The 25,708-nt window shown below is 63.7% G+C and carries 26 protein-coding genes; 13 read left to right on the top strand and 13 right to left on the bottom strand.

The features are described 5' to 3' along the window. Positions 1-3 precede the first annotated feature (3 nt). Entirely contained in the window at positions 4-4,251 is a 4,248-nt protein-coding gene (locus tag C4J92_RS23580) for a DEAD/DEAH box helicase (protein ID WP_124405413.1), read from the bottom strand. A gap of 166 nt (positions 4,252-4,417) precedes the next feature. On the opposite strand from C4J92_RS23580, the gene C4J92_RS23575 reads away from it, so the two are divergent. After that, the gene (locus C4J92_RS23575) at positions 4,418-5,302 is read left to right on the top strand and encodes a sugar nucleotide-binding protein (RefSeq protein WP_124364600.1); all 885 of its coding nucleotides are present in this window, start codon (positions 4,418-4,420) and stop codon (positions 5,300-5,302) included. Between the two features lie 126 nt (positions 5,303-5,428). Here the strand turns inward: C4J92_RS23575 and C4J92_RS23570 are convergent, their stop codons facing one another. The 5 genes from C4J92_RS23570 to C4J92_RS23550 form a co-directional block, all read right to left on the bottom strand. Beyond that, positions 5,429-6,127 (bottom strand): OmpW family protein, encoded by a 699-nt coding sequence (locus C4J92_RS23570; RefSeq protein ID WP_124368519.1) that lies wholly within the window; start codon positions 6,125-6,127, stop codon positions 5,429-5,431. A gap of 224 nt (positions 6,128-6,351) precedes the next feature. After that, a complete protein-coding gene (locus C4J92_RS23565) occupies positions 6,352-6,873 on the bottom strand; it encodes a DUF3299 domain-containing protein (protein WP_124364598.1) in 522 nt (173 codons plus the stop codon). Between the two features lie 11 nt (positions 6,874-6,884). Beyond that, entirely contained in the window at positions 6,885-8,150 is a 1,266-nt protein-coding gene (locus tag C4J92_RS23560) for an ABC transporter permease (RefSeq protein WP_124405412.1), read from the bottom strand. A 1-nt stretch (position 8,151) separates the two neighbouring features. Next, positions 8,152-8,862: an ABC transporter ATP-binding protein gene (locus C4J92_RS23555; RefSeq protein WP_124368516.1), complete on the bottom strand. Its 711-nt coding sequence runs from the start codon at positions 8,860-8,862 to the stop codon at positions 8,152-8,154. A 6-nt stretch (positions 8,863-8,868) separates the two neighbouring features. Beyond that, positions 8,869-9,483, bottom strand: a complete 615-nt coding sequence (locus C4J92_RS23550) for a DUF2796 domain-containing protein (RefSeq protein ID WP_124364595.1) — start codon at positions 9,481-9,483, stop codon at positions 8,869-8,871. 131 nt (positions 9,484-9,614) lie between these two features. Between C4J92_RS23550 and C4J92_RS23545 the strand changes: the two genes are divergently transcribed. Further along, positions 9,615-9,959, top strand: coding sequence for a hypothetical protein (locus C4J92_RS23545; RefSeq protein WP_124405411.1), 345 nt, complete (start codon positions 9,615-9,617; stop codon positions 9,957-9,959). Between the two features lie 103 nt (positions 9,960-10,062). Here the strand turns inward: C4J92_RS23545 and trxA are convergent, their stop codons facing one another. From trxA to C4J92_RS23530, 3 genes are all read right to left on the bottom strand, one after another. After that, positions 10,063-10,935, bottom strand: a complete 873-nt coding sequence (trxA, locus tag C4J92_RS23540; protein ID WP_124364593.1) for a thioredoxin — start codon at positions 10,933-10,935, stop codon at positions 10,063-10,065. Between the two features lie 104 nt (positions 10,936-11,039). After that, positions 11,040-11,696, bottom strand: a complete 657-nt coding sequence (locus C4J92_RS23535; RefSeq protein WP_124405410.1) for a methyltransferase — start codon at positions 11,694-11,696, stop codon at positions 11,040-11,042. After that, positions 11,693-12,148, bottom strand: coding sequence for a YbaY family lipoprotein (locus tag C4J92_RS23530; RefSeq protein WP_124364591.1), 456 nt, complete (start codon positions 12,146-12,148; stop codon positions 11,693-11,695). Before C4J92_RS23530 ends, C4J92_RS23535 begins: the two co-directional genes overlap by 4 nt. A gap of 139 nt (positions 12,149-12,287) precedes the next feature. On the opposite strand from C4J92_RS23530, the gene nrdR reads away from it, so the two are divergent. From nrdR to C4J92_RS23475, 11 genes are all read left to right on the top strand, one after another. After that, complete coding sequence (gene nrdR, locus C4J92_RS23525; protein ID WP_124364590.1) at positions 12,288-12,752, top strand: transcriptional regulator NrdR; 465 nt, start codon at positions 12,288-12,290, stop codon at positions 12,750-12,752. Further along, positions 12,749-13,876, top strand: a complete 1,128-nt coding sequence (gene ribD / locus C4J92_RS23520; protein WP_124405409.1) for a bifunctional diaminohydroxyphosphoribosylaminopyrimidine deaminase/5-amino-6-(5-phosphoribosylamino)uracil reductase RibD — start codon at positions 12,749-12,751, stop codon at positions 13,874-13,876. The genes nrdR and ribD overlap by 4 nt, the downstream gene beginning before the upstream one ends. A 48-nt stretch (positions 13,877-13,924) precedes the next feature. Beyond that, a complete protein-coding gene (locus C4J92_RS23515) occupies positions 13,925-14,587 on the top strand; it encodes a riboflavin synthase (RefSeq protein ID WP_124405408.1) in 663 nt (220 codons plus the stop codon). 15 nt (positions 14,588-14,602) lie between these two features. Next, positions 14,603-15,694, top strand: a complete 1,092-nt coding sequence (gene ribBA / locus C4J92_RS23510; RefSeq protein ID WP_124372009.1) for a bifunctional 3,4-dihydroxy-2-butanone-4-phosphate synthase/GTP cyclohydrolase II — start codon at positions 14,603-14,605, stop codon at positions 15,692-15,694. A gap of 89 nt (positions 15,695-15,783) precedes the next feature. Beyond that, positions 15,784-16,260 (top strand): 6,7-dimethyl-8-ribityllumazine synthase, encoded by a 477-nt coding sequence (gene ribE, locus C4J92_RS23505; RefSeq protein ID WP_122539990.1) that lies wholly within the window; start codon positions 15,784-15,786, stop codon positions 16,258-16,260. Continuing rightward, positions 16,257-16,757 (top strand): transcription antitermination factor NusB, encoded by a 501-nt coding sequence (gene nusB / locus C4J92_RS23500; RefSeq protein ID WP_101273191.1) that lies wholly within the window; start codon positions 16,257-16,259, stop codon positions 16,755-16,757. Before ribE ends, nusB begins: the two co-directional genes overlap by 4 nt. A 16-nt stretch (positions 16,758-16,773) precedes the next feature. After that, positions 16,774-17,739, top strand: a complete 966-nt coding sequence (gene thiL, locus C4J92_RS23495; RefSeq protein WP_124405851.1) for a thiamine-phosphate kinase — start codon at positions 16,774-16,776, stop codon at positions 17,737-17,739. 54 nt (positions 17,740-17,793) lie between these two features. Then, positions 17,794-18,519: an ABC transporter substrate-binding protein gene (locus tag C4J92_RS23490; protein ID WP_124405407.1), complete on the top strand. Its 726-nt coding sequence runs from the start codon at positions 17,794-17,796 to the stop codon at positions 18,517-18,519. Positions 18,520-18,648: 129 nt separating this feature from the next. Continuing rightward, positions 18,649-19,266, top strand: a complete 618-nt coding sequence (ribA, locus tag C4J92_RS23485) for a GTP cyclohydrolase II (protein ID WP_057724861.1) — start codon at positions 18,649-18,651, stop codon at positions 19,264-19,266. Continuing rightward, positions 19,263-19,682, top strand: coding sequence for a nuclear FMR1 interacting 1 family protein (locus tag C4J92_RS23480; protein WP_124364584.1), 420 nt, complete (start codon positions 19,263-19,265; stop codon positions 19,680-19,682). The genes ribA and C4J92_RS23480 overlap by 4 nt, the downstream gene beginning before the upstream one ends. Then, complete coding sequence (locus C4J92_RS23475; protein ID WP_124405406.1) at positions 19,679-20,464, top strand: cobalamin-binding protein; 786 nt, start codon at positions 19,679-19,681, stop codon at positions 20,462-20,464. Before C4J92_RS23480 ends, C4J92_RS23475 begins: the two co-directional genes overlap by 4 nt. Positions 20,465-20,507: 43 nt before the next feature. On the opposite strand, the gene C4J92_RS23470 is transcribed toward C4J92_RS23475, so the two are convergent. The 4 genes from C4J92_RS23470 to C4J92_RS23455 form a co-directional block, all read right to left on the bottom strand. After that, positions 20,508-22,400: a TonB-dependent receptor domain-containing protein gene (locus tag C4J92_RS23470; protein ID WP_124405405.1), complete on the bottom strand. Its 1,893-nt coding sequence runs from the start codon at positions 22,398-22,400 to the stop codon at positions 20,508-20,510. A 137-nt stretch (positions 22,401-22,537) separates the two neighbouring features. Next, on the bottom strand, positions 22,538-24,436 hold the full coding sequence (dxs, locus tag C4J92_RS23465) for a 1-deoxy-D-xylulose-5-phosphate synthase (RefSeq protein ID WP_124364581.1): 1,899 nt from the start codon (positions 24,434-24,436) through the stop codon (positions 22,538-22,540). Positions 24,437-24,546: 110 nt separating this feature from the next. Further along, a complete protein-coding gene (ispA, locus tag C4J92_RS23460; protein ID WP_124405404.1) occupies positions 24,547-25,434 on the bottom strand; it encodes a (2E,6E)-farnesyl diphosphate synthase in 888 nt (295 codons plus the stop codon). After that, positions 25,431-25,673: an exodeoxyribonuclease VII small subunit gene (locus C4J92_RS23455; RefSeq protein WP_003176346.1), complete on the bottom strand. Its 243-nt coding sequence runs from the start codon at positions 25,671-25,673 to the stop codon at positions 25,431-25,433. The genes ispA and C4J92_RS23455 overlap by 4 nt, the downstream gene beginning before the upstream one ends. Positions 25,674-25,708: the final 35 nt, after the last annotated feature.

The raw sequence follows: 25,708 nt of genomic DNA, 5'->3' as shown, positions 1-25,708 counted from the left end.
AACTCAATGCCTGACCAACTTCTCCTGCACCGCCAGCTGATCCACCTCCGCTAAAATCTGCTGCTTACCGCCCACCATCACCGCCGCCGGCACCCCATCCCGATACACAATCCGATTGCCACTCACCGCCGGCACTTTATTGCCTGGTAACAGCGTACCCACCAGATTCAAAGGATCCGCCCCGCACACGGCAATCAAGCTACCGTCGTGAGGGCGCCGCCTTACTTCGCGCAGCAACGGGATAGCCTCCGGCAATGCAAACTGCTCACCCGCCAACCCGCTGACAAACCGCCCGCCGCGAATTTCGCCTCGGGCCTCCAGCCGATGGAAAGTGCGCAGCAATTCCCGCCAGCTCGGCAGCCAGTCCGCCTCGCGCTCCAGCACGCGCCAGAACACCACGCCATAGCGGCGCAGCAGGGTCATCGCCACATGCTCCAGCGTCTCGGCCGAATGCGCACCGGCGTCGCTCGGCGCGCGGCGGATCAAGGCCCAGCGCCCGGCGTCGTCCATGCCGCCGATAAACGCGCCGCGCCCACGCCGGCTGCTGCGCGCCTGGCGTTTGCTGGCGGGTGTGGTCAGGGCGCGCAGCCCGGCGAAGCTGTCGGCATTGACCAAGCCCGCACCGACCAGCTCCTGCAACGCGGTTTCCAGTTCGCTGCGCAGCAGGTGGGCTTCGTGCACCAGTTCATCGAAAAACAATGCGCCCTGTTCGCGCAGGGCCAAATGGACTTTTTGCGCCTTGGGCGACAACGTCGTGCTGTCCGTCTGTTCGGTCAGCCCGCTCCACAGCGGCACCTGGCTGCGCGGCAACAGCACGATCGGCGTGCTGCGCAAGGCCATGGCGCCGGCCTTGTGGCTCAGGCGCGTCCACACCAGTTTACCGCTGCGGCACAAGTCGTCGAGCCAGGTTGACGAGTAGTCCTTGATCCGCGCGCTGAGTAGGTCGCTGTCCCACGCCGAGGTGGCGGCGGCATAGCCTTCGAACTGGCCGACGATTTGCGGCAACACCGCGCTGCCTTGGCCACGCGCGTGGTCGGACAGGTGCTGCCAGTCGAACAGAAAACGCATGAAATCCTGCAGCGCCACCGGTTCGATTTCCCGGCGCAGGCGCTTGACCGTGTAGCGATGAATACGCGCCAGCAGGTGCCGTTCGCACCATTGCTCCTCAACGGCGCCGGGGCTGAAGCGCCCGCGCAGCACATAGCCTTCCTGCTCCAGCCGCGCCAATGCCTGGGCCACGGTGGCGGCGGGCAATGCCAGCGGCGCGGCAATCTCGGCAAGCGTCAACGGGCCGAAACCGCCCAGGCGGGCGCGCAGCACTTCCACCAACGCCTCATCGAATGTCCACGGCTCATCGAAACCGGGCAGCAGCGCCAGGGTGTGCGGGTAAATCGCCTGCAAACAGCTCAAGCGTTCCACGGCCACCCACAGGCCGTTGGGCAGCGGGTAAGCGCGTCCGGCCTCGGTCAAGGTGTGCAACCACTCGGCCCATTGCGGCGTGACCTCCTGGCTCGCAATGCAGGCCAGGCTCATCAGCGCTTCGTGCATTTCATCCGGCCCCTGGGGCGCCGGCCAGGCCTCTTCGCGTACGCCGGCGATGGCCTCGGCATCCAGTGCGCCGAGGTCGTCGGTGCTTTGCGGGTCGCTCCAGCGGCGGTTGAGCACGGCCTGGGTGCGGCGTTCTTCCAGCGGCGCGTCGTCGAGAAAGGTGTAGGGGCGCGCGCTGAGAATTTCGGCGGCCATCGGCGAGGGCGCGGGCAGGTCGCGGCTGACCATGCGAATGTCGCCCGCTTCCATGCGCCGCAGCAGGGCCAGCCAGCCCTCGCTGTCCATGGCTTCGTGCAGGCAGTCGTCGAGGGTTTGTTCCACCAGCGGATGGTCGGGCACTTCGCGTTCGCCGGCGAGGTTTTCCAGGCAGGCAATCTGGTCGGGAAACACACTGGCGATCAGGTCTTCGCTTTTCATGCGTTGGATCTGCGGCGCCACCTTGCGCCCGCCGGTATAACGCGGCAACGCCAGCGCCACGCCGGCATTCCAGCGCCAGCGCACACCGAACAGCGGTGCATCCAGCACCGCCTGGATCAGCAGGTGCTCAGCGCTATTGCTGTTGAGGTAACGCCACACTTCATCGAGGGCGAAGCTGTGGCTGGTGGACAGCGACAGCACGATCGCATTTTCGCTGGCCGCCGCTTGCAACTCGAAGTTGAAGGTGCGGCAAAAGCGCTTGCGCAGGGCCAGGCCCCAGGCGCGGTTGATGCGGCTGCCAAAGGGCGTGTGGATGATCAACTGGGTGCCGCCGGACTCGTCGAAAAACCGCTCCATGATCAACGTATCCTGGGACGGCAACGCGCTGAGGGCAAGGCGTGCGCGGGCCAGGTAATCCAGTATTTGTTCGGCGCTGGCGCGGTTCAAACCCAGCGTGCCGGTGAGCCAGGCCTGCGCCGGGAGCAGGTCGCCGGGGCTGGCGCTGAGCAGCTGATCCAGCTGCCCCTGCAAACGGGCCACCGCCGCCGACAACTCATTGCTGCGCCCCGGCGCTTCACCCAGCCAGAACGGAATGGTCGGCGGCTGGCCGTGGGCGTCCTCGACCCGCACCTTGCCGGCTTCTACCCGCAGGATGCGGTACGACGTATTGCCCAGCTGGAAGATATCGCCCGCGATGCTTTCCACCGCGAAGTCTTCGTTGACGCTGCCGATGTTCAGGCTCTGGGGCTCCAGCAGCACGCTGTAGTCGGCGTTGTCGGGAATGGTGCCGCCGCTGGTCACCGCCGTGAGCCGGGCACCACGGCGGCCGCGCAGGGTATGGGTCACGGCGTCACGGTGCAGATAAGCGCTGCGGATACCCTGGCGCCCGTTGTAGCCATCGGCGAGCATGTGCAACAGCGCCTGGTAGTGGCGCTCATCCAGCTCTGCATAGGGCGCGGCGCGGCGAATAAGCGTCAGCAGGAGCGCTTGCGACCATTCGCGGGCACTGACCTCGGCGATGATCTGCTGGGCCAGCACGTCCAACGGCGCCACGGGAATGTGCAAGGTGTCGAGTTCGCCACGGCGTACGCAATCGAGGAGGGCGGCGCATTCGATCAGGTCGTCGCGGGTGGTGGCAAACAGGCGGCCCTTGGGCGTGCCGCCGACCTGATGCCCGGACCGGCCGACCCGTTGCAGAAAACCGTTGATCGAGCCGGGCGAGCCGATCTGGCAGACCAGGTCCACATCGCCGATATCAATCCCCAGCTCCAGGGACGCGGTTGCGATCAGCACTTGCAGCTCACCGGCCTTGAGGCGTTGCTCGGCGTCCAGGCGCATTTCCTTGGCCAGGCTGCCATGGTGGGCGGCCACGGCCGTCTTGCCCAGGCGCTCGCTCAGGTGCCGCGCCAGGCGTTCGGCCAGGCGCCGCGTGTTGACGAATATCAGGGTGGTGCGGTGGTCACGGGCCAGTTCGGCGAGGCGGTTATAGACCAATTCCCACACATCATTGGCCATCACTGCCGAGAGCGGCACCGGTGGCACTTCGATATCCAGGTCGCGCGGGCGGGCGTGACCAATGTCGACGATGGCGCATTCGCGCCCGGTGCCGACCAAAAACCGCGAGACCGCTTCGATGGGCTTTTGCGTGGCCGACAGGCCGATGCGTGTCAGCGGCTCGGCGCACAAGGCTTGCAGGCGCTCCAGGCTCAGCGCCAAGTGACTGCCACGCTTGCCGGCGGCAATCGCGTGGATTTCATCGACGATCACCGTGCGCGTGCTGGCGAGCATCTGTCGGCCCGAGTCCGAACCGAGCAGCACATACAGCGATTCCGGGGTGGTGACCAGGATATGCGGCGCGCGCTTGCGCATCTGGGCGCGATCTTTTTGCGGGGTGTCGCCGGTGCGCACGGCGGTGCGGATCACCAACGGCGGCAGGCCTTGTTTCTCGAGGTGCTCGGTGATGCCTGCCAGTGGGTTTTGCAGATTGATCTGGATATCGTTGGAGAGTGCCTTGAGCGGCGAAACGTAGACCACCAGGGTTTCATCGGGCAATTGGCCGCCATTGGCCAGACCCTGGTGGACCAGGTCGTCCAGCACCGCGAGAAAGGCGGTCAGGGTCTTGCCCGAACCGGTCGGCGCGGCGATCAGCGTCGAGCGGCGCTGCCGGATCAGCGGCCACGCCTGGGCCTGCGCGCCGGTCACCGAGGGGAAGGTACTGCGGAACCAGGTACTCACGGCGGGGTGGAAGCCGTCCAATGCCTTGTCCGTTGATTCGGGAAAGTTCATGTAGTGATTGATGCCACCTGCTCCAACAAGTTGCAAACACCTACTTTGTCCGTGACGGTTGCGCTACAAACCCGCAAAATGCAACGATTCTGGAATAAACCTACGGCAAGGCCCGCGCGCCTGCCGACACAACCATCGTTCCAAACAGACCGGGCCTGCTCAATCTATGCGAATGCGCCTTATGTTACTGGGCGGCGGGAATGCCCTCGGGCAGGCGCTGATTCGCCTCGGTGCAGAGGAAGACATCGGTTTCCTCGCCCCCAAACCGCCCCAAGACGGCTGGGATGCCGCAAGCCTCACCCAGTTGCTCGACGACACCCGTCCCGATGCGTTGATCAACCTCGCCTACTATTTCGACTGGTTCCAGGCCGAAGCGGTCAGCGAAACCCGCCTGGCTTCCCAGGAATTCGCCATCGAACGCCTGGCCGAGTTGTGCCAGCACCACAGCATTACCCTGCTGCAACCGTCCAGCTACCGCGTGTTCGACGGTTCCCGCGCCACCGCCTACAGCGAAAAAGACGAGCCGGTGCCCCTGGGCCTGCGCGGCCAGGCGTTGTGGCGTATCGAGCAGAGCGTACGCGCCACCTGCCCGCAACATGTGCTGTTGCGGTTTGGCTGGCTGCTCGATGACAGCGTCGACGGCACCCTCGGGCGCTTCCTGGCCCGGGCCGAACAGCCGGATGAATTACTGATGGCGGACGACCGTCGCGGCAACCCGACGCCGGTGGACGATGCGGCGCGGGTGATCATTTCCGTGCTCAAGCAACTCGATTGCGCGGCGCCGCTATGGGGCACCTACCACTACGCCGGCCACGAGGCGACCACACCGCTGGCGCTGGGCCAGGCGATCCTCACCGAAGCGCGCAACTTCCACCCGCTGGCCATCGAGTCGCCGACCGCCCAGGCCCACGCGGCGCGGCCGGATGCGGCCGAAGAACCGCAACACGCGGTGCTGGCCTGCAAGAAAATCCTGCACACCTTTGGCATCAAGCCACGGGCGTGGCGTGCGGGCTTGCCGGCGCTGCTTGACCGCTTCTACCGCCACACCTGAAAACAACACAGAACCCAATGTGGAGGGGGCTTGCCCCCGATAGCAGAGTGTCAGTCAACAGATTCATTGACTGATCCACCGCCATCGGGGGCAAGCCCCCTCCCACATTTTGGTTATGCGTGTTGCTTAGAACTTGTAGCCGATACCCACCATGTAGACCATCGGGTCGACGTCCACGTTGACCTTGGCCCGAGTGCCCTGGCCCAACGCGTTGTTATCCACCGTCGCCTTGGTGCTGATATCGATATAGCGCGCCTGGGCGTTGATCATCCATTTGTCGTTGATCATGTAATCGGCGCCGATCTGCGCGGCCCAGCCCCAGGAATTCTCGGCCTTGAAGTTGCTGAAGCCGGCTTGCTCGGCGCGGCTGCCGACGTGCTCGTCGTAGATCCAGGTGTAGTTGATACCGGCGCCCACATACGGTTGGAACGCCGACTGGTGATCCAGCGGGTAGTACACAACGCTCAAGGTCGGCGGCAGATGTTTCAGCGTGCCGAGCTTGCCGTTGGCGGCGCCGAGGGCGGTGTTCTTGATTTTTACGTCATGCTCGAACGGCGTGGCGGCCAGCAGTTCGATACCGACGTGATCGGTGAGCATGTAGGCGAAGTTCAAGCCCAGTTGGGTGTCGCTGCTCATGGTCGCCTTGCCGCCCAGGTTGGTGCCCGCCAATGGGCCCTGGTCAACCTTGACGCTGCTGCTGTCGGCCTTCGGATTCACCGTGATTGCACCGGCGCGAATCAGGATGTCGCCCGCTTGGTGAGCGTGAGCGACAGGGGCGACGAGGGCGAGCGCGAACAGGGACGCGCCGAGCAGGGACTTGTTCATGGGAGCTCCAAAAGGACGTTAAAAGTTGTACGTCCAATGGTAAAGATCGTTCCGCTCGATCTGTTGACTCAGCTCAATGAAAGGGCAACCACGCGGTAAAAACTGTGGGAGGGGGCTTGCTCCCGATGGCGGTGGGTCAGCCAATAACTCTGTTGACTGGCACTCTGCTATCGGGAGCAAGCCCCCTCCCACATTTTGATCTGCGGTGTGCTTGCAGGTAGGGGCTATTCCTCCAGTTCGTACATATAAATCTTCTCGGCATCCATCTGGTAACCGGCGTCGGCCAACTCACTGGACGACGGCTTGACCTGCATCGCGCCTTCGATCCAGTACGGCTGGTACAGCTCATCGAGTTTCACGCCGACTTCGCTTTTCACATGCACGATCTGGTTCGACGGCGGCGGCGGAACATGGATGCACGCGCCGAAATACGGCACCAACAGGAACTCGGTGGTGCGGCCTTCTTCGCTCACCTCCAGCGGCACGATGTAGCCCGGCAGGCGAATGTGCTGGCCGTCCAGGCTCTGTACCACCGGCGCGTTGGGCAAGTCCTGCCTGGCAGCCGGCGCGGCCTCGACGGACAAAGCATCGGCCATGTTCGAGAGGTCATGCAGCGGTTTCATGTTGGGCACTTCCGGTGGCGCATCCGGCGGGATCATTTCCTGCCACGACAAATCCCTGGGCTGCTCCTCGGCCCAGGCAGGCACGGCCACCAGCAGTAGCAAGGCAAACAGGGCACGACGCATCGACAGCTTCCTCATAAACGGATGGACAGGCCATCGGCCAACGACTGGCGATAGGCACGCCATGCGGGCACGCTGCCCATCAATAACGCCGCCGCCAGGATACCGGCGAGCAACGTCCACTCATATTCGCCCGGCCACGCCATCGGCAGGTCCAGGCCGTAGTTGGCCTGCAAATAGCCCCGCGATGCGGCAATGCACAGGTACAGCAAACCCAGACCTGCCACCACGCCGGCCAGGGCCAAAGCGAAAGCCTCGAAGATCAGCAGCGTTGCGATATGCCACGGCCGTGCGCCCACCGAGCGCAGGATCGCCATTTCGCGGCGGCGTTCGTTGAGGCTGGTGAGGATCGCCGTGAGCATGCCGATCAAACCGGTCAGCACCACGAACAGCGAAATCACGAACAAGGCTTTTTCGGCCGTGCCCATCATGCTCCACAGCTCTTGCAGCGCCACGCCCGGCAGAATCGCCAGCATCGGCTCGCCACGGAATTCATTGATTTCCCGCTGCAGGGCGAAGGTGGAAATCTTGTTGTTCAAGCCGAGCATGAAGGCGGTGATGGCTTGCGGCGTGAGGTCCATATTGCGCGCCTGGTCGGCACTGATACGGCCTTTGCCCTGGGCCGGCACGCCGTTGTGCCAGTCGATGTGGATCGCCTCCATGCCACCGAGGCTGATATGCAGCGTGCGGTCTACCGGCGTGCCGGTGCGCTTGAGGATGCCGACCACGGTGAAAGGCTTGTCATCGTGCTTGACCAGGCTGACCACCGCCACGCCATGGGCCAGCACCAGCTTGTCGCCAAGTTTGTAGCGCAGTGCATCGGCCACTTCGGCACCGAGCACCACCTCGAACGGGTCGGTGGCAAAGGCGCGGCCGCTGGCCAGCTCGAGGTTTTGTTTGCGTCCGTACTGGTAATGCTCGAAGTACGATTCGTTGGTGCCCATCACCCGGTAACCGCGATGGGAATCGCCGAGGGAAATCGGGATCGCCCACTTCACCTGGGGGCTGGCGGCGAAGTGCTCGTAGCTGTCCCAGCGGATGTTATTGGTGGCGTTGCCGATGCGGAACACCGAGTACAGCAGCAGGTTCACCGAGCCCGAGCGAGCACCGACGATCAGGTCGGTGCCGCTGATGGTGCTGGCGAAGCTGTTGCGCGCTTCCACGCGCACGCGTTCCACCGCGAGCAACAAGCACACGGAAAGCGCGATGGCGAAGGCGGTGAGGATCGCGGTAAAGCGGCGGTTAGCCAGGCTGGCCATGGCTAGACGAAACAGATACATCTCAAACCTCTGCGGGCGTGGCGGCGCGATTGAGTTCGGCCAGCGACAGGTTGCGGTCGAACAGCGGCGCCAGGCTTTGGTCGTGGCTGACAAACAACAGGCTGGCCCCGGCGTCGCGGCATTCGGCGAACAGCAACTGAATGAATGCTTCGCGCGCGTCGTAGTCGAGGGCCGAGGTGGGTTCGTCGGCGATCACCAGTTCCGGTTGGCCGATCAGCGCACGGGCGGCGGCCACCCGTTGTTGCTGGCCGATGGACAGCGAGTCGGCGCGGCGCTCGAGCAGGTCCGGGTCTTTCAGGCCCAGGTGTGCCAGCAAGGTCGCCGCGGCCTGGTCGACACTGCCGTGGCGCTGGATCGCCCGCTGTGCGCGCAATTTGGAAAAGTGGCACGGCAGCTCAACGTTCTCGCGCACCGACAAAAACGGCAGCAGGTTGAACTGCTGGAAGATATAGCCGGTGTGGTCCACCCGGAACCGGTCACGGGCGCCAGCCGAGAGTTCGGTCAGCTCCTGGCCGAGCAGGCGGATACTGCCCCGGCTGGGCGTCTGCACACCGCCGAGCAGTCCGAGCAAGGTGGTTTTGCCACTGCCGCTGGGGCCCTTGAGGAACAGGGTTTCCCCCGGCTCCAGGCGGAACGCGGGGATGTCCAGCAACTGCGGGTGACCGGGCCAGTTGAAACCCAGGTCGGACAGTTGGATCAATGCATGGGTCATGTGAACTCAGAACTTCAGGGTGGCTGCAGTGGCGGTCGCGTCAATACCTTGCTGGCCGCTCGGGCCGATCAGTTGTACCTGAATCTTCTGGGTGGCGGGAAAGGTCTTGAACACTTGGCTCAGGTCCAGGTTACTCAGTGCCTCTGGCGTGGCGCAGGTGAACTGGTAGTGGGCGTGGATTTCGCTGTGGTCGTGATGGTGTTCGTGGGCGGCGACGCCTTTGCCGTCGGTGGCGTGGTCATTGTCATCGCCATCGTCGTCATCGTGATCGGCTTCTGGTTTGTCGCCGAACAGCGGGCTGTTGAGTTCCTGGGAGCTGACGACGCAACCGGCGGCCTTGGGCAGCTTGAACAACACCAGCGGGCTTTCCAGCTGTTTGCGCGCAGCGGCGACTTTGGCCTTGTCGGCGGCACTGGTCGCGACGTGTTCGAAACCCACCAGGTTCATGGCCGGGCTGTCCAGTTCAAGCTCCAGGGACTGGCCGTCGAGCACCGCATTGAGACGGCCCACGCCATGTTCATGGGCACCGAGGCTGGCGTGCTCATGGTCGTGGTCTTCATGAGCATGAGCGACCGCCAGTGGCAGCAGGGCAAACGGCAAAGCGAGCAGCAGACGGCGCATGACAGGACTCCAAAGATGAAAGTTTTGTTATGTGATCTTATAACACTGGTGCCGAGAGTTTGACCGCCCGCTTGGCGTTGCGCAAGCTGCATGGGAGCATGCCCGTCAGAAAAAATGCAGGAGTAAGGACGATGTTGCGAATTCGTGGAACCGTCGGCGACCTGCCGGTGGACTTGACCCTGGAGCTGGACGACGGCGATTGGGCGCGGTTGGGCGCGCAGTTGCAGGCAGCCCCGGCGCAGAGCGCGCCCAGCGTGGTGCCGGCCAGGCAGAACGACGATCTGTGGCAAGGCGCCCAAGACGTGTTGCGCAACGCCGGGCAGCTCAGCGGCTTGGAGTTACTGGATCAACTGGAAGGCCTGGCCGGCGATGCGGCGGCGGGCAAGCGCCTGCTGGTGCGCCTGCGCCACAGCGCCAAGGTGAAGGTGACCAGCGGCGGGGATACGCCGCTGTACAGCTGGATCGACGCTTTGTAGGAGCGAGCTTGCTCGCGAAAAACGCATAGGCGCCGCGTTGATCCAGGATGTTCGCGTCATCGTTGACGATTTTCGCGAGCAAGCTCGCTCCTACAGGGTGAGGTTAGTAGAGCGCAGCGAACAATTTGCGGCGGTACGCCGTGACCAGCGGGTGATCGTTGCCCAGCAGCTCGAACACCTGCAGCAAGGTCTTGTGCGGCAGGCCTTCGCTGTAGCTGCGATTGCGGATAAACAGTTTGAGCAGGCCTTCCAGCGCGGCGTCGTATTGCTGGCGCGCCAGTTGGTGAATGCTCAACTGATAGGCCGCTTCGTCATCCTGCGGGTTCTGCGCCAGGCGGCTTTTCAGGTCGGCGGCGTCCGGCAGGTCGGCCGCCTGGCGCAGGAAGGTGATTTGCGCCTTGGCCCCGGCGAGGGCAGCTTTGTGGTCATCGCCTTTTACGGCGTCCAGCACGGTTTGTGCTTCATCCAGTTCGCCGCGCTCGGCCAGGCAGCGCGCGTACAGGATCAGCGCGGCGGCGTTGGTGTTGTCTTCGCCCAGCAGCGCCACCAGCACGGCTTCGGCATCGCTGATGCGGCCTTCGGCGAACAACGCTTGTGCCTGTTCCAACGGATCCGCCGCAGCCGGTGGTGGCATCTGCACATGGGGCTCGAGCATCGCCCGCACCGCCGACTCCGGCTGCGCCCCGGCAAACCCATCCACCGGCTGACCGTCCTTGAACAGCACCACGGTCGGCAGGCTTTGAATACCAAAACGCGCAACGATGTCCTGCTCGGCCTCGCAATCGACCTTGGCCAACAGCAATTCGCCGCGATAACTCTCGGCAATCTGCGCCAGCATCGGCATCAGCGCCTTGCACGGCGCGCACCACTCGGCCCAGAAATCCACCAACACAGGTTTTTCAAAAGAGTTCTGAATCACCGCCTGGTCGAAGTTGGCGGTGGTGACGTCGAAGATGTACGGCGTGGGCTCACTCATGAGGCGTCTCGAATAAAGCGGGAATGGGGGCAACTATAAGGGCTGGCGCGGTTGGCTGAAAGCGAGCGCGGTCAAATGTGGCAGGGGGCTTGCCCGCGATGATCTCAAGTGCGCCGCGAATGGTACAAGCTCACCTTGCGAAACTCCCAAGGCTCGGCCAGGTCGGGCAGGGTCAATGCGTCCAGCACTTCCAGGCGCTGATAACTTGCGTGCTGGAAGTTGCGCACCCGCGAATCGGCCACCAGGGCTTCGCGGCCACGGGTCAGGAACTGGTCCAGCAGCGGCAGGTTGGCGCGGTCGTAAAGCACGTCGGCCACCAGGATCAGGTCGAAGCGATCGGCTTCGGTGAAGAAGTCCGCCGAATAACTCAGTTCCACCCCGTTGAGTTCGGCATTCGCCCGGCAAGCGGCCAGCGCCAGCGGATCAAGGTCGCAGGCCACCACCTCCAGTGCACCGGCTTTGACCGCTGCAATCGCGGCCACGCCGGAACCGGCGCCGAAATCCAGCACGCGCTTGCCCGCGACCCACTCGGGATGCGCCGCCAGATAGCGCGCCAGCGCCAGCCCGCTGGCCCAGCAGAAGCTCCAGTAGGGCGGCTCGTGCAGGATGCGCCGGGTTTCTTCCTGGCTGAAGGCGCGGTCCATGTTGCCGGCGTCGAGCAGCCACAACGACAGTTCGGTGCCCGGCAGCGTGCAGGGCACCAGCTGTGCGTCGCCGATCAACTCGCTCAGGGCGCGCTGCAGGTGCAGCGGTGGTGTCATGGTGCCTTGACGAGCTGCAGGGGGCCGGTGGTCTGGGTAATCGCCTGGGTGATGCGCACGGCGGGCAGGTGCAGGATCAACTGGCCGGACTGGCTGGCGCGAGCGCGCAATTCCACCCGCGCACCGGCCGGGAACGCTTCGGGGTTGAAGCGCAGGCGAAAGGCCAGGGGCTTGCCGTTGCCGGTCAACACGCTGCTGGCAAGCAGTTGTTGCGGACGCGAGCGGTCGTCGATCACCAGCAGCGCCATTTCGACTTCGGCGCCGGCCGGCACGTTGGTCAGGTTGCCGCTGATTTCACGCTGGTAGGCGGGCAGGGGGCCAAGGTCTTCAATGCCGGGGACTTTTTTCTCTTGTGCAGGGGTTGGCTGCGGCGCGGCAGGCTTGGGGGCTTCGCTGCTGCAGGCGACCAGAAAACTGAACAGGGTGATCAAAACAAGTGGTCGTAACTGCATGTACGGCTCCAGAAAGGACAAAATCCGTGGCTTAAAAATATGAAACATATAAGCCTGCCTATATACCGTAAAGGCTATGGCTTGTCTTGCTACGGGGATGCGCTACCATGGCCCTCCCATTTTTTGTTGCCTGCCAACCATGCACTGTCCCTTCTGCGGTGCCAACGACACCAAGGTCATCGACTCGCGTCTGGTCGCCGAGGGCGACCAAGTGCGTCGCCGGCGCGAATGCCTGGCCTGCGGTGAGCGTTTCACCACCTTCGAAACCGCCGAACTGGTATTGCCACGTCTGATCAAGTCCGACGGCAGCCGCCAGCCTTTTGACGAAGAAAAACTGCGCGCCGGTATGCAGCGCGCCCTGGAAAAACGCCCGGTGAGTGTCGAGCGGCTGGAAGCGGCGCTGGCGCATATCAAGCACAAGTTGCGCGCGACCGGCGAGCGCGAGGTCAAGAGCCTGGTGGTGGGCGAGCTGGTGATGGGCGAGCTGCAAAAGCTCGATGAAGTCGCCTATATCCGTTTCGCCTCGGTGTATCGACGCTTTCAGGACCTCAATGAGTTCCGCGAAGAAATCGACCGCCTGGCCCGTGAGCCTTCCAAACAATGACCGCTGAACAGGCTGTGCTCGACGCCCATTACATGGCCCGCGCCCTCGAATTGGCGCGCAAGGGCCTGTACACCACCCATCCCAACCCACGGGTGGGCTGCGTGATCGTGCGCGATGGGCAGATTGTCGGCGAAGGCTGGCATGAGCGCACCGGCGAGCCCCACGCCGAACCTAACGCCTTGCGCGCCGCCGGTGACAAGGCGCGTGGCGCTACGGTGTACGTGACCCTCGAGCCGTGCAGCCACCACGGCCGCACGCCGCCCTGCGCCGATGCGCTGGTGAGCGCCGGTGTGGCACGGGTAGTAGCCGGCATGCAGGACCCCAACCCGGAAGTGGCGGGGCGCGGCATGCAGCGCCTGGCCCAGGCCGGGATCGAGATTCGTAGCGGCGTGCTGGAATCTGAAGCGCGCGCGCTGAACCCTGGCTTTCTCAAGCGCATGGAACAGGGCCTGCCGTTTGTGCGGGTCAAACTGGCGATGAGCCTGGACGGGCGCACCGCAATGGCCAGCGGCGAAAGCCAATGGATCACCGGCCCCGCCGCCCGCGCCGCCGTCCAGCGCCTGCGCGCCGAAGCGAGTGTTGTGCTGACCGGCGCCGATACGGTGCTGGCCGACGGCGCGCGCCTGACCGTGCGCGCCGCCGAGCTGGGCCTGGATGCACACACCACCGCCCTGGCCATGTCGCGTCCGCCGCTGCGCGTATTGATCGACGGTCGCCTGCGTGTGCCGCTCAATGCACCTTTCTTTAAGGCGGGCCCGGCGTTGGTCATCACGTGCGTGACCGCGGAAAACCAGTTCCCCCGTGGACCCGAGTGCCTGGTGGTGCCGGGCGTGGAGGGCCAGGTCGACCTGCGTTCAGCGTTGGTGGCACTGGCCGCCCGTGGCGTCAACGACGTGCTGGTGGAGGCGGGCCCAAGCCTGGCGGGCGCGTTTGCCCAGCAGGGCCTGGTCGACGAATACGTGATTTTCGTCGCCGGCAAGTTCCTCGGCTCCGCTGCCCGGCCCTTGCTGGACTGGCCGCTTGAGAAACTCGTCGACGCCCCCCACCTCAAGATCACTGACATGCGCGCGGTTGGCGATGACTGGCGAATCACCGCCGTCCCGCTGCCGGCAGCGAGCGTATAATTCCCGGCCTGCGCGCAAGCGTCAGCCCCCCGTTTTCAGGAGCACGACATGTTCACCGGCATTATCGAAGCCATCGGCAGCATCCGCGCCATGACCCCCAAGGGCGGCGACATCCGCCTGCTGGTTGAAACCGGCAAGCTCGATTTAGGCGACGTCAAGCTGGGCGACAGCATCGCCGTCAGCGGTGTGTGCCTGACCGTCGTCGATCTGCCGGGCAATGGCTTTGCCGCCGATGTCAGCCGCGAGACCCTGGACTGCACCGCGATGAGCGATCTGGCGGCCGGCAGCCCGGTCAACCTGGAAAAAGCCCTGACGCCGACCACGCGCCTGGGCGGCCACCTGGTCAGCGGCCATGTCGATGGCGTCGGCGAAGTCGTGGCGCGCAGCGAAAGCGCGCGCGCCGTGGAATTTCGTATCCGCGCGCCGAAGGAGCTGGCCAAGTACATCGCCCACAAAGGCTCGATCACCGTCGACGGCACCAGCCTGACCGTGAACGCCGTCAATGGCGCCGAATTCGAACTGACCATCATTCCCCACACGCTCAGCGAAACCATCATGGCCGCCTACCAGCCAGGTCGCCGGGTGAACCTGGAAGTGGACTTGCTTGCCCGTTACCTGGAGCGCCTGTTGCTCGGCGAAAAGGCCGCAGAGCCTGCATCGGGTAACATCACCGAAAGTTTTCTGGCCGCTAACGGCTACCTGAAATCCTGACCAAGGGGGTGCCGCGTGGCGCTCAATAGCATCGAAGAACTGGTTGAAGACATCCGCCAAGGCAAGATGGTCATCCTGATGGATGACGAAGATCGCGAGAACGAAGGCGACATCATCATGGCCGCCGAGGCCTGCCTGCCTGAGCACATCAACTTCATGGCCAAGCACGCCCGTGGGTTGATCTGCATGCCCATGAGCCGCGAACGCTGTGAATTGCTCAAGCTGCCATTGATGGCGCCGCGCAATGGCTCGGGGTTCGGCACCAAGTTCACCGTATCGATTGAAGCCACTACCGGCGTCACCACCGGCATCTCCGCCGCTGACCGCGCCCGCACCGTGCAGGCCGCCGCCGCCAAGGATGCCAAGGCCGAAGACATCGTCAGCCCGGGCCACATCTTTCCGCTGATGGCCCAACCCGGCGGCACCCTGGCCCGCGCCGGCCATACCGAAGCGGCCTGCGACCTGGCGCGCATGGCGGGGTTCGAGCCGAGCGGCGTCATCTGTGAAGTGATGAACGACGACGGCACCATGGCCCGTCGCAGCGAACTCGAAGCGTTTGCCGCCGAACACAACCTCAAGATCGGCACCATTGCCGACCTGATCCACTACCGCATGATCCACGAACGTACCGTTCAGCGGATTGCCGAGCAGCCGCTGGACAGTGAACTGGGCCAATTCAATTTGGTGACCTACCGTGATTCAGTGGAAGGCGACGTGCACATGGCCCTGACCCTGGGCAATATCTGCGCCGACGAGCCAACCTTGGTGCGCGTGCACAACATGGACCCGCTGCGCGACTTGCTGATGGTCAAGCAGCCCGGCCGCTGGAGCCTGCGCGCCGCCATGGCCGCGGTTTCCCAGGCGGGCAGTGGCGTGGTGCTGTTGCTTGGTCACCCGCTGGATGGCGACGTGTTGCTGGCGCATATCCGCGAAACGGCGGAGCACGCGCCGGTGAAAAAACCGACCACCTACAGCATCGTCGGTGCCGGTTCGCAGATCCTGCGCGACCTCGGTGTGCGCAAAATGCGCCTGATGAGCGCACCGATGAAATTTAATGCGATATCCGGTTTCGATCTGGAAGTTGTAGAATACGTGCCCTCCGAATAAAGGCTGGCGATTTTTTGCCCCTTGTTCGCGGTTAAATCATCACTGAGGGACGCACTTTTCGCGTCCCGGCTCTTTAAGAGATTTGTCGAATGACCCTGAAGACCATCGAAGGTACCTTCATCGCCCCCCAAGGCCGCTATGCCCTGGTGGTTGGCCGCTTCAACAGCTTCGTGGTTGAAAGCCTGGTAAGCGGTGCCGTTGACGCCCTGGTTCGCCACGGTGTGAGCGAGAGCGACATCACCATTATCCGTGCCCCTGGCGCCTTCGAAATTCCACTGGTTGCGCAAAAGGTTGCCCAGCAGGGTGAATACGCGGCGATCATTGCCCTGGGCGCGGTCATTCGTGGCGGTACCCCGCACTTCGAATACGTGGCGGGCGAATGCACCAAGGGCCTGGCCCAGGTGTCCATGGAGTTCGGCGTGCCGGTCGCGTTCGGCGTGCTGACCGTGGATTCCATCGAGCAAGCCATCGAGCGTTCCGGCACCAAGGCCGGTAACAAAGGCGCTGAAGCTGCCCTGTCCGCCCTGGAAATGGTCAGCCTGCTGTCGCAGTTGGAGGCCAAGTGATTTCCGACGAGAGCGATCGTTTCAACCCCCGCGACGAGCGTCCAGCCGACGCCGGCAAACCGTCGAAAAGCGAAAAGCGTCGCGCGGCCCGCCAGCTCGCGACCCAGGCTCTGTACCAGCGCCACATGGCCGGTACCTCGCTGAACGAAATCGAAGCGCAATTTCGCGTCGATAACGATTTCACCTTCGCCGACCAGAGCTACTTCCACGACATCCTGCACGGTGTTCCGGCCAACCTGACCGAGATCGACGCCGCGCTGTCGCCATGCCTGGACCTGACCCTCGAAGAGTTGGACCCGGTTGAACTGGCCGTATTGCGCCTGTCCACCTGGGAACTGCTCAAGCGCGTCGACGTACCGTACCGCGTGGTGATCAACGAAGGCATCGAACTGGCGAAAGTCTACGGTTCGACCGACGGCCACAAGTTTGTCAACGGCGTGCTCGACAAGCTGGCTCCGCGCCTGCGTGAAGCCGAAGTGAAGGAACACAAGCGCTGATTTGCGCTTGAGTCCCGTGGGCGAGTTCGAGCTGATCCGCAACTACTTCGCCGCCGCGCCCTGTGCGCAAGGCGGCGAAGGCATTGCCCTGGGGATCGGCGACGACTGCGCCTTGCTCGCGCTCCCTGCCGGAGAGCAGCTGGCAGTTTCTACAGACACCTTAGTGGCCGGCGTGCACTTTGCCGACCCGTGTGACCCGTTCCTGCTCGGCCAGCGCTCGCTGGCCGTGGCGGTGAGCGATTTGGCCGCCATGGGCGCCCACCCCCTCGCGTTTACTCTTGCCCTGACCACGCCGACCGTCGATGCCGACTGGTTGCAACGCTATGCCCAGGGTTTGAACGCCATGGCGCAACGCTGCGACGTGGGCCTGGTGGGCGGCGATACCACGCGCGGGCCGCTGAGCCTGACCTTGACCGTGTTTGGCCGCGTGCCGGCCGGGCTTGCCTTGACGCGCAGCGGTGCGCGGCCGGGGGACCTGCTGTGCGTCGGTGGGGAGTTGGGCAATGCGGCCGGGGCCTTGCCGCTGGTATTGGGTCAGCGCAGCGCGGCAGCCGCCATCGCCGAACCGCTGCTCGCCCACTATTGGTCGCCGCAGCCGCAACTGGCGTTGGGCCTGGCCCTGCGCGGTAAAGCAACCTCGGCCATGGATATCTCCGACGGGTTATTGGCCGATTGCGGGCATATCGCCAGGGCATCGGCTGTCGGCCTGTTGATCGAGCGCGATGCGGTGCCGTTGTCGGCGGCATTGCTGGCGTTTGTCGGCAACGACGAGGCCCGTGTGGCCGCGTTGAGTGGGGGCGACGACTATGTGCTGGTGTTCACGCTACCCCAGGCCGAACTGGCACCGTTGCGGGCCAATGGCTGGCCGATCCATGTGATCGGTCGGGCCGAAGCGGGGCAGGGCGTGACGCTGCTCGACAGCCACGGCCAGGACATTACCCCGGCAGTGCACGGCTATCAGCATTTCCGCGAGCTGCCGTAGCCGGCGCGCTGGGCTACCCTTCATATGAATATCTCCACGTAGGAAGCCGTCACTATGAGTGTGCGCCGCTGGTTGCTGATCATGCTGTGCGCCTTTACCGTTGTGCTCCAGGCGGATGAAGCCCCGGTGCCTGGCAAGATCATGCTGGCCAGCGAGGAGTGGAACGACTACACCGGCAAAGATGGCAGCGGCCTGGCCTGGGACGTGTTGCGCCGGGTGTTTGAACCGGCAGGCGTCACCCTGCAAATCCACAGCGCGCCCTATACCCGCTCGATTGGCCTGGCCCAGCGTGGCGAGGTGGATGGCTGCGTCGGTGTCTATCGCGACGAAGCAGACCAGGTGCTGTACCCGCACTGGCCGTTCGACTCCGACCCTATCTATGCCCTCGGGCTGGCCACGTTGCCCACGCCGAACCTGGCGACGCTCGGTGATTACCGCCTGGCTTGGGTGCGTGGCTATAAATACGAGAAATATGTGCCGAATGTGCGCCGGTTCAACCAGATCCAGCGCCGCAGCGGCATTTTAGCAATGCTGCAATACGGCCATGCAGACTTCTACATTGAGGCGCTCACCGAAGCCAAGTACGTGCTCAGTCAGGCCGACGACCCGTCCCGGTTCACCCTCACCCACATCATGGAACTGCCGCTCTATATAGCCTTTGCCGATAACGAACGCGGGCGGGCATTGATGAAAGTCTACGACCGGCGCATGACTGCCCTGGTGAAAAGCGGCGAGTTGAAGCCGATTTTCGAACGCTGGAAACAGCCGTATCCTTTCTGACCTGCATAGAACCAAGCCGAAGGCCAATCGAACCTATTGATCTTTATCAGCGATCATTCAGCTTAAGCGTCTGTAGGAACAGGCTGTTACAATGCCCGCCTCTGTGAAATCTGAAATCAGGAGCACACGGTGCCCGTCGTTTTCGTCGCCGCTTCCAAGCTGCCTACCCCCTTTGCCACGTTCACCATGCATGGCTTTCTCGAAGAAGCCACCGGGCGCGAGCACGTTGTGCTCAGCCTGGGCGATATCGCTGATGGTGCGCCGGTGCTGGGCCGCGTGCATTCCGAATGCCTGACCGGCGACGCGCTGTTCAGCCAGCGCTGTGACTGCGGTTCGCAATTGGAAGCCGCGTTGCAGGCCATCGCCCGTGAAGGTCGTGGCGTTCTGCTGTACTTGCGACAGGAGGGCCGTGGCATCGGCCTGCTGAACAAGATCCGCGCCTATGAATTGCAAGATGGCGGCGCCGACACCGTGGAAGCCAACGAGCGCCTGGGCTTTGCCGCCGACCAGCGTGACTACGCCATCTGCCTGCCGATGCTCGAGCACCTGGGCGTGAAATCCCTGCGCCTGATGACCAACAACCCGCGCAAGGTCAAAGCCTTGACCGAAATGGGCATCACCGTGGCCGAGCGCGTCCCGCTGCACACCGGGCACAACCCGCACAACAAACTCTACTTGGCCACCAAAGCCAGCAAGCTCGACCACATGATGGGCAATGAGCATCAAGGCGAGGTCGACCGCGCGTGACCCGCGGCCAGGTGAAACGGCGACTGTCCTTCAACTGGTGGCAGTACCTGGCCCTGGCATTGCTGCCATTGTTTGTGATCAACCTGGTGTTCGGCCGTGCCGAGTCCCTGCTTCCCGTACTGGCCATGCCGTTGTTTATCGCCGGCGTGGCCTCGATGTTTCTCAGCCTGCGTTATTTTCACGCCTATAAACACGCGCTGATCGCCACCTCCAAAGCCCTCGACACCCCGGAAGAACCCGCCGCCTGGATCGCCCTCGCGGCGCGTCGGCGCACGGCCTTGCTGGTGGCAGCATTGCCGGCCTGGATCGGCGCGCTGGCGGTGTTCGTCGGCCTGGAAGCGGTGCCGTTGTTCTTGCTGGCGCTGTCGACAATGGTGCTGTTTTACCTCTATCGCATACCGCGTCAGTTGGGATGAAGCGCTACGGGTTGGCGTTGCTGCTGGTATTCAGCGCCCAGGTGGTGGCGGTCGAGCGGGTGGTGAGCCTGGCGCCGTCGCTTTCCGAAATCGTGGTCGAACTGGGTGCCGCTGATTTATTGGTCGGCGTGCTCGATGGCGGCGATCGTCCGGCGCAATTGGCAAACGTGCCATCGGTCGGCCGCTACGGCCAGTTGGACATGGAACGCCTGCTCAGCCTCAAGCCCGATCTGATCCTGCTCTGGCCCGGCAGCGTCGGCGCGGCCCAGCGCGAGCAGTTGCAGCGCTTGAACCTACCGGTGTACATCGCCGAACCCCATAGCCTTGTACAACTGACCGCTCAGGTCCAAGCCATTGCCGAGCAATTGGGGCGCGGGGAGGCCGGCCGAGTACTTGCCGACAAACTGCGCCAACGCCTCGCCTACCTGCGCCAGCGCTATCAGCGCGCCGAGCCGGTGCGGGTGTTTTACCAGGTATGGAACCAGCCGCTGTACACCGTGGGCGGTGGCCAGATCATCAGTGATGCGTTGACGGTGTGCGGGGCGCGTAACGTATTCGACGACCTCACGCTGCCGGCGCCGCAGGTCAGTGTCGAATCAGCGTTGCAGCGTGATCCCGAGCTGATTTTGGTGGGTGATCAGGCGCAACTGGAGGCTTGGAAGGTGTGGCCAACGATGACGGCGCGCGTGCGCTTGGTCCCGGACAAGGGCCTGGAACGGCCCAGCGGACAGATGTTGGAAGCGCTGGCGCGGTTGTGTCAGGTGATTGCGCCGAACTTGTGAGGCCGCTATCGGGGGCAAGCCCCCTCCCACATTTTGTGGCGCCTCACATCTGCGGCGTCCACGTTACGCCGAACATCCAGACCCGGCCTTCTTCCCGGTAGTCCTGATTGTTCAGGAACGCCGGATCGTTATAGCTGTAGCGCGCACGGGAATAGGCCTTGTCCAACAGATTATCGACCTTCAACGACAGCGACACCGCGTGGCTCAGTGCCCAACTGCTGCGCAGGCCCAGCAAGGCGTAACCGCCCAGGCGATTACGGTTGGCTTCGTCATCGTAGCTGCTGCTGATCGCCTGCCAGCTTGCGCCTACGCCGAACTTATCGAACTGCCGGTCCAGGTCCAGGTTCACCGTGCGCCGTGCACGACGTGCCAACGTATGGCCGCTGTCGCGGTCGCTCGGGTCGATCAGCGACACGCCGAGGTTGCCCTGCCAGCCAAACAGCTCCTGCTTGAGCGCCGCTTCAAAACCATTGATCCGCGCCGACGCCACGTTCTGCGGCTTGCCGCCGTCGAGGATGATCGCGTCGCTCAGGTCGGTGCGGTACAACGAGGCCTCGAGGCGGGTGCTGTCGGTTAACTGACTGCGCCATTGCAGCTCGTAACTCTTTGAGCGCTCAGGTTGCAGGTTGGGGTTGCTGTATTGCGTGTCGGGGTAATACAGGTCGTTGAAGGTGGGCGCACGGAAGCCTTCGCTGTAGCTGAGCAACACATCGTTGTCCGGGTTGATCGGCACCGTCAGCGTGCCACTCCAGCTGTTCTGGCCGCCGAACTGCTGGTTCTGGTCGCGGCGCAGGCCCAGCTCGGTGGAAAACCACTCACCCTGGAAACGGTGCTGCACAAAGGCGGCGCGGTTCCAGCGGCTGTCTTCGGTAAAGGTGGTGGAGCCGTGGAAGCGGTCTTCGTACCAGTCGCCACCGACGATCAGGCTGTTGCGGTCGTCCAGCGTCAGGTCGTTCTGCCAGTTGACCGAGTCGCGGTAGGTGTTGAACACGCTGAAATCGTCGCTGAGGGTATCGCGCTTGGTGTCGCGGTTTTCGCTGTGGCCCAGTTCCAGGCGCGACTGCCAGCCTTCGCTGAGGGTGGCGTCGACATAGCCGCTGGCACTGCTGACGGTGTAGTCGGTGTAGGGTTTCTGACCGAGGCTTTGCCCGGTGGCGAAGTCATAGCGCCCGAAGCTGTTGTCGTACTCCGACTTGCCGCGGTTATCCAATAGATTGAAGCCCACCTCCAACTCGTCGCTGAACGAATGGCTGAGGTTCAGGCTCAGGGACCGGTTGCGGTAGGCATCGTGGTCGCCATCGCTGGGAAACGACTGATGGGTTGAATTGATGCCGGCGGTTTCATCCAGGCTTGCGCCCAGGTTGAAGCGCGTCTGTTCATCGCCGCCCGACAGGCCAAGGCTGCGCTGCCACGTCTTGTTGCTGCCAACGCCCAGCTTCAGGCGCGGTTGCAGGCCTTGCGCGGCGTTGCGCCGGGTAAACACCTGGATCACCCCGCCAATCGCATCGCTGCCGTAGATCACCGAACGTGAACCGCGCAGCACTTCCACGCGCTCGATCTGGTCGACGTTCAGGTATTGCAGGCCGCTGTCACCGGACGTGGTGTTGGCAATGCGCTGGCCGTCCACCAGCACCAGGCTTTGCGCAGACTTCGTGCCGCGAATGTAAATGCCCGGCAAGCTGCCACGGCCGCCGGTGGGCGCAACTTGTACGCCGGGCACGCGGCTGAGCAGATCGGTCAGGCTGGAAGGCTGCAGGCGGTCGATGTCGGCGCGGGTGAACACGGTGTTGGCGGCGCTGCTGTCATTGCGCGCCTGCACCTGGCGGTTGGCGCTGATGACCACGTCGGAGAGCTTCAGGGCCTGGTCGCGGGTGTCGGCGAGCAGGTGTGAGGCTGGCAGAAGCAGCAGGGGCAGGGCGAGACGAAGATGTTTCATGGGCTACCCATGGCGTTTGAAGGTGACACAAATCAAATGTGGGAGGGGGCTTGCTCCCGATGGCGGTGGTTCAGTCATATATAAGTTGGCTGATCCACCGCTATCGGGAGCAAGCCCCCTCCCACATTTGGATCCGGTTACGGATTCAGGAGCGCCAAGCGCTCGCGCACCGAGGCTTCGATACCGGCTTCATCCAACCCGCATTCAGCCAGCATCTGCGCCGGTTTGGCGTGTTCGACGTACATATCCGGCAGGCCCAGGTGCAGCACCGATTTGAGGATATTCGCCCGCGCCAGGAACTCGCTGACCGCCGCGCCGGCACCGCCCATGATGGCGTTTTCTTCGACCGTCACCAGCAACTCATGGCTACCGGCAATCTCGCGCACCAACGCTTCATCCAGCGGTTTGACGAACCGCATGTCGACCACGGTGGCGTCGATCTTCTCGGCGACTTTCAGGGCTTCGGCCAGTTGCACCCCGAACACCAGGAAGGCCGTCTTGCTGCCCTGGCGGCGCACGATGCCCTTGCCGATCTCGATAGGCTCCAGGTCTTTCTCGATGAGCGCATTCGGGCCATTCCCGCGCGGATAGCGGACGGCCGCCGGGCCGTTGTACAGGTGGCCGGTGCTGAGCATCTTGCGCAGTTCGTTCTCGTCGCTCGGCGTCATCACCAGCATGCCGGGGATGCAGCGCAGGTAGGACAGGTCGAAACTGCCGGCGTGGGTCGGGCCGTCCTCGCCCACCAGGCCGGCGCGGTCGATAGCGAACAAGACGTCGAGGTTCTGTACCGCCACGTCATGCACCAACTGGTCATAACCGCGTTGCAGAAAGGTGGAGTAAATCGCTACCACCGGCTTGGCGCCTTCGCAGGCCATGCCGGCGGCGAAAGTCACTGCGTGCTGCTCGGCAATCGCCACATCGAAGTAACGCAACGGGAAACGCTCGCTGAAGGCCACCAGGTCGGAGCCTTCCTTCATCGCCGGCGTAATCCCCACCAGGCGCGGGTCGGCGGCGGCCATGTCGCACAGCCATTCGCCAAACACACCGGAATACTTCGGCCCGCTGGCCTTTTTCGGCGCAGCGGCGGGAGCGTCCAGCGGTTCCAGCTTGGTAATCGCGTGGTAACCGATCGGGTCGACTTCCGCCGGCGCGAAGCCTTTGCCTTTTTTGGTGACGATATGCAGGAACTGCGGGCCCTTGAGGTCACGCATATTGCGCAGCGTGGCGATCAGGGTCGGCAGGTCATGGCCGTCGATAGGGCCGATGTAGTTCCAGCCCAATTCTTCGAACAGCGTGCCGGGCACCAGCATGCCCTTGGCATATTCTTCAGTACGACGGGCGATTTCCCACGCACCGGGCAGACGCGACAGCACTTTCTTGCTGCCTTCACGCATGCTGGCGTAGGTACGGCTGGAGAGGATTTTCGCCAGGTAATTGGACAGGCCACCGACGTTGCGCGAAATCGACATGTCGTTGTCGTTGAGGATCACCAACATGTTGGCGTCCACTTCCGGCGCATGGTTCAACGCTTCGAAGGCCATGCCCGCAGTCAGCGCGCCATCACCGATCACCGCAATTGCCTTGCGATCGCTGTTTTGCAGGCGAGCGGCAATCGCCATGCCCAGCGCTGCGCTGATCGAGGTGCTGGAGTGGCCGACGCCAAAGGTGTCGTACTCGCTCTCGGAACGACGCGGAAAAGCGGCGATACCGTCCTTCTGGCGCAGGCTGGCCATACGCTCGCGCCGGCCGGTGAGGATTTTATGCGGATACGCCTGATGGCCCACGTCCCACACCAGCCGGTCGTCCGGGGTGTCGAATACGTAGTGCAAGGCGATGGTCAGCTCGATCACGCCCAGCCCGGCGCCGAAATGCCCACCGGTCTGGCCGACCGTGTAGAGCAATTCCAGGCGCAGTTCATCGGCCAGGGTTTCCAGCTCGGCTTCACCCAGTCGACGCAGGCCGTCCGGCGTGGCAGCGCGGTCGAGCAGGGGCGTGGACGGGCGCTTGCGGGGAATCTCTTGGAACGTCGTGGGCATCAGGCGAATCGTTATAGGTATAGAAGAGGCGGCAGTTTACCTCAAGCGTTGCAAACTGCCCACGCAGGGGCGCCAACTTGGCCGATATGCGGCGCTGATCGCCACGGTTATCAGTGGCGACGTTCGACGATATACCGCGCCAAGTCACGCAACGGCTCAGCCGCCGCGTCGAAAGGTCGCAGGGCGTCCAGGGCCTGGTCGCGCAGTTCCAGGGCATACGCCTTGGCGGCTTCCAGCCCGAGCAGCGCAGGATAGGTCGGTTTGTCCCGAGCGATATCGGCGCCCTGGCGTTTGCCGAGGGTCGCGGTGTCACTTTCCACGTCGAGAATGTCGTCCTGCACCTGGAACGCCAGGCCAACAGCTCGTGAATAGGTGTGCAGCGCCGCCAATTGCGCGGCTTCGGCCCGGCCACTGGCCAGGGCACCGAGCTGCACCGCAGCCTCGATCAACGCGCCGGTCTTGTGGCGATGCATGTGTTCCAGGGCCGTTTGATCCAGCTTGAGGCTGACCGAACCCATGTCGATCGCCTGCCCGCCGACCATGCCGGCCGGACCTGCCGCCAGTGCCAGGGCGGTGACCATGCGCAGGCGGATCTCGGCATTCACGCGGCTCAAACGCGGGTCGAGCAACGCGCTGAACGCCAGGCTCTGCAGGCCATCACCGGCCAGGATCGCATAGGCTTCATCGAAGGCTTTATGGGTGGTCGGCTGGCCGCGACGCAGATCGTCGTCGTCCATCGCCGGCAGATCGTCGTGTACCAGGGAGTAGGCGTGAATCAGTTCTACCGCACAGGCCGCGCCATTCGCGTCCTCGGCTGGCGCACCCAGCGCTTCACACGCCGCATACGCCAGCAACGGGCGCACGCGCTTGCCGCCATTCATCACGCTATAGCGCATGGCGTCGTAAAGGCGCTTCATTTCCGGGCTTGGCGCAACAAACAAGGGCTCCAGCGCCGCATTCACCCGGGCTTGGCTACTGGCCTGATACGCATCGATCATTCGGGTTGTTCCGCATCGAAAGGTTCTTCGGCCAACTCCCCATCACGCTCAAGCAATACCTGCACTTTCTGCTCAGCCTGCGCCAACGCGCTCTGGCAGTCACGGGTCAGGCCGATGCCTTGCTCAAACGCCGTCAACGAGTCTTCCAGCGACAACTCGCCGTTCTCCAGACGCTCGACCAGGGTTTGCAGGTCGGCGAGGGATTGTTCGAAATCGAGTGCAACTTTTTTGCGGGCCATGGCGGCAATTCCGGTAGACGGTAAACCGGCGCGAC

Origin of the sequence: Pseudomonas sp. R3-18-08 (genome assembly GCF_003852065.1) — a bacterium.
GTDB lineage: Bacteria > Pseudomonadota > Gammaproteobacteria > Pseudomonadales > Pseudomonadaceae > Aquipseudomonas.
Note: the sequence above shows the minus strand (reverse complement) of the source record. Positions and strands in the feature narration are given on the sequence as shown.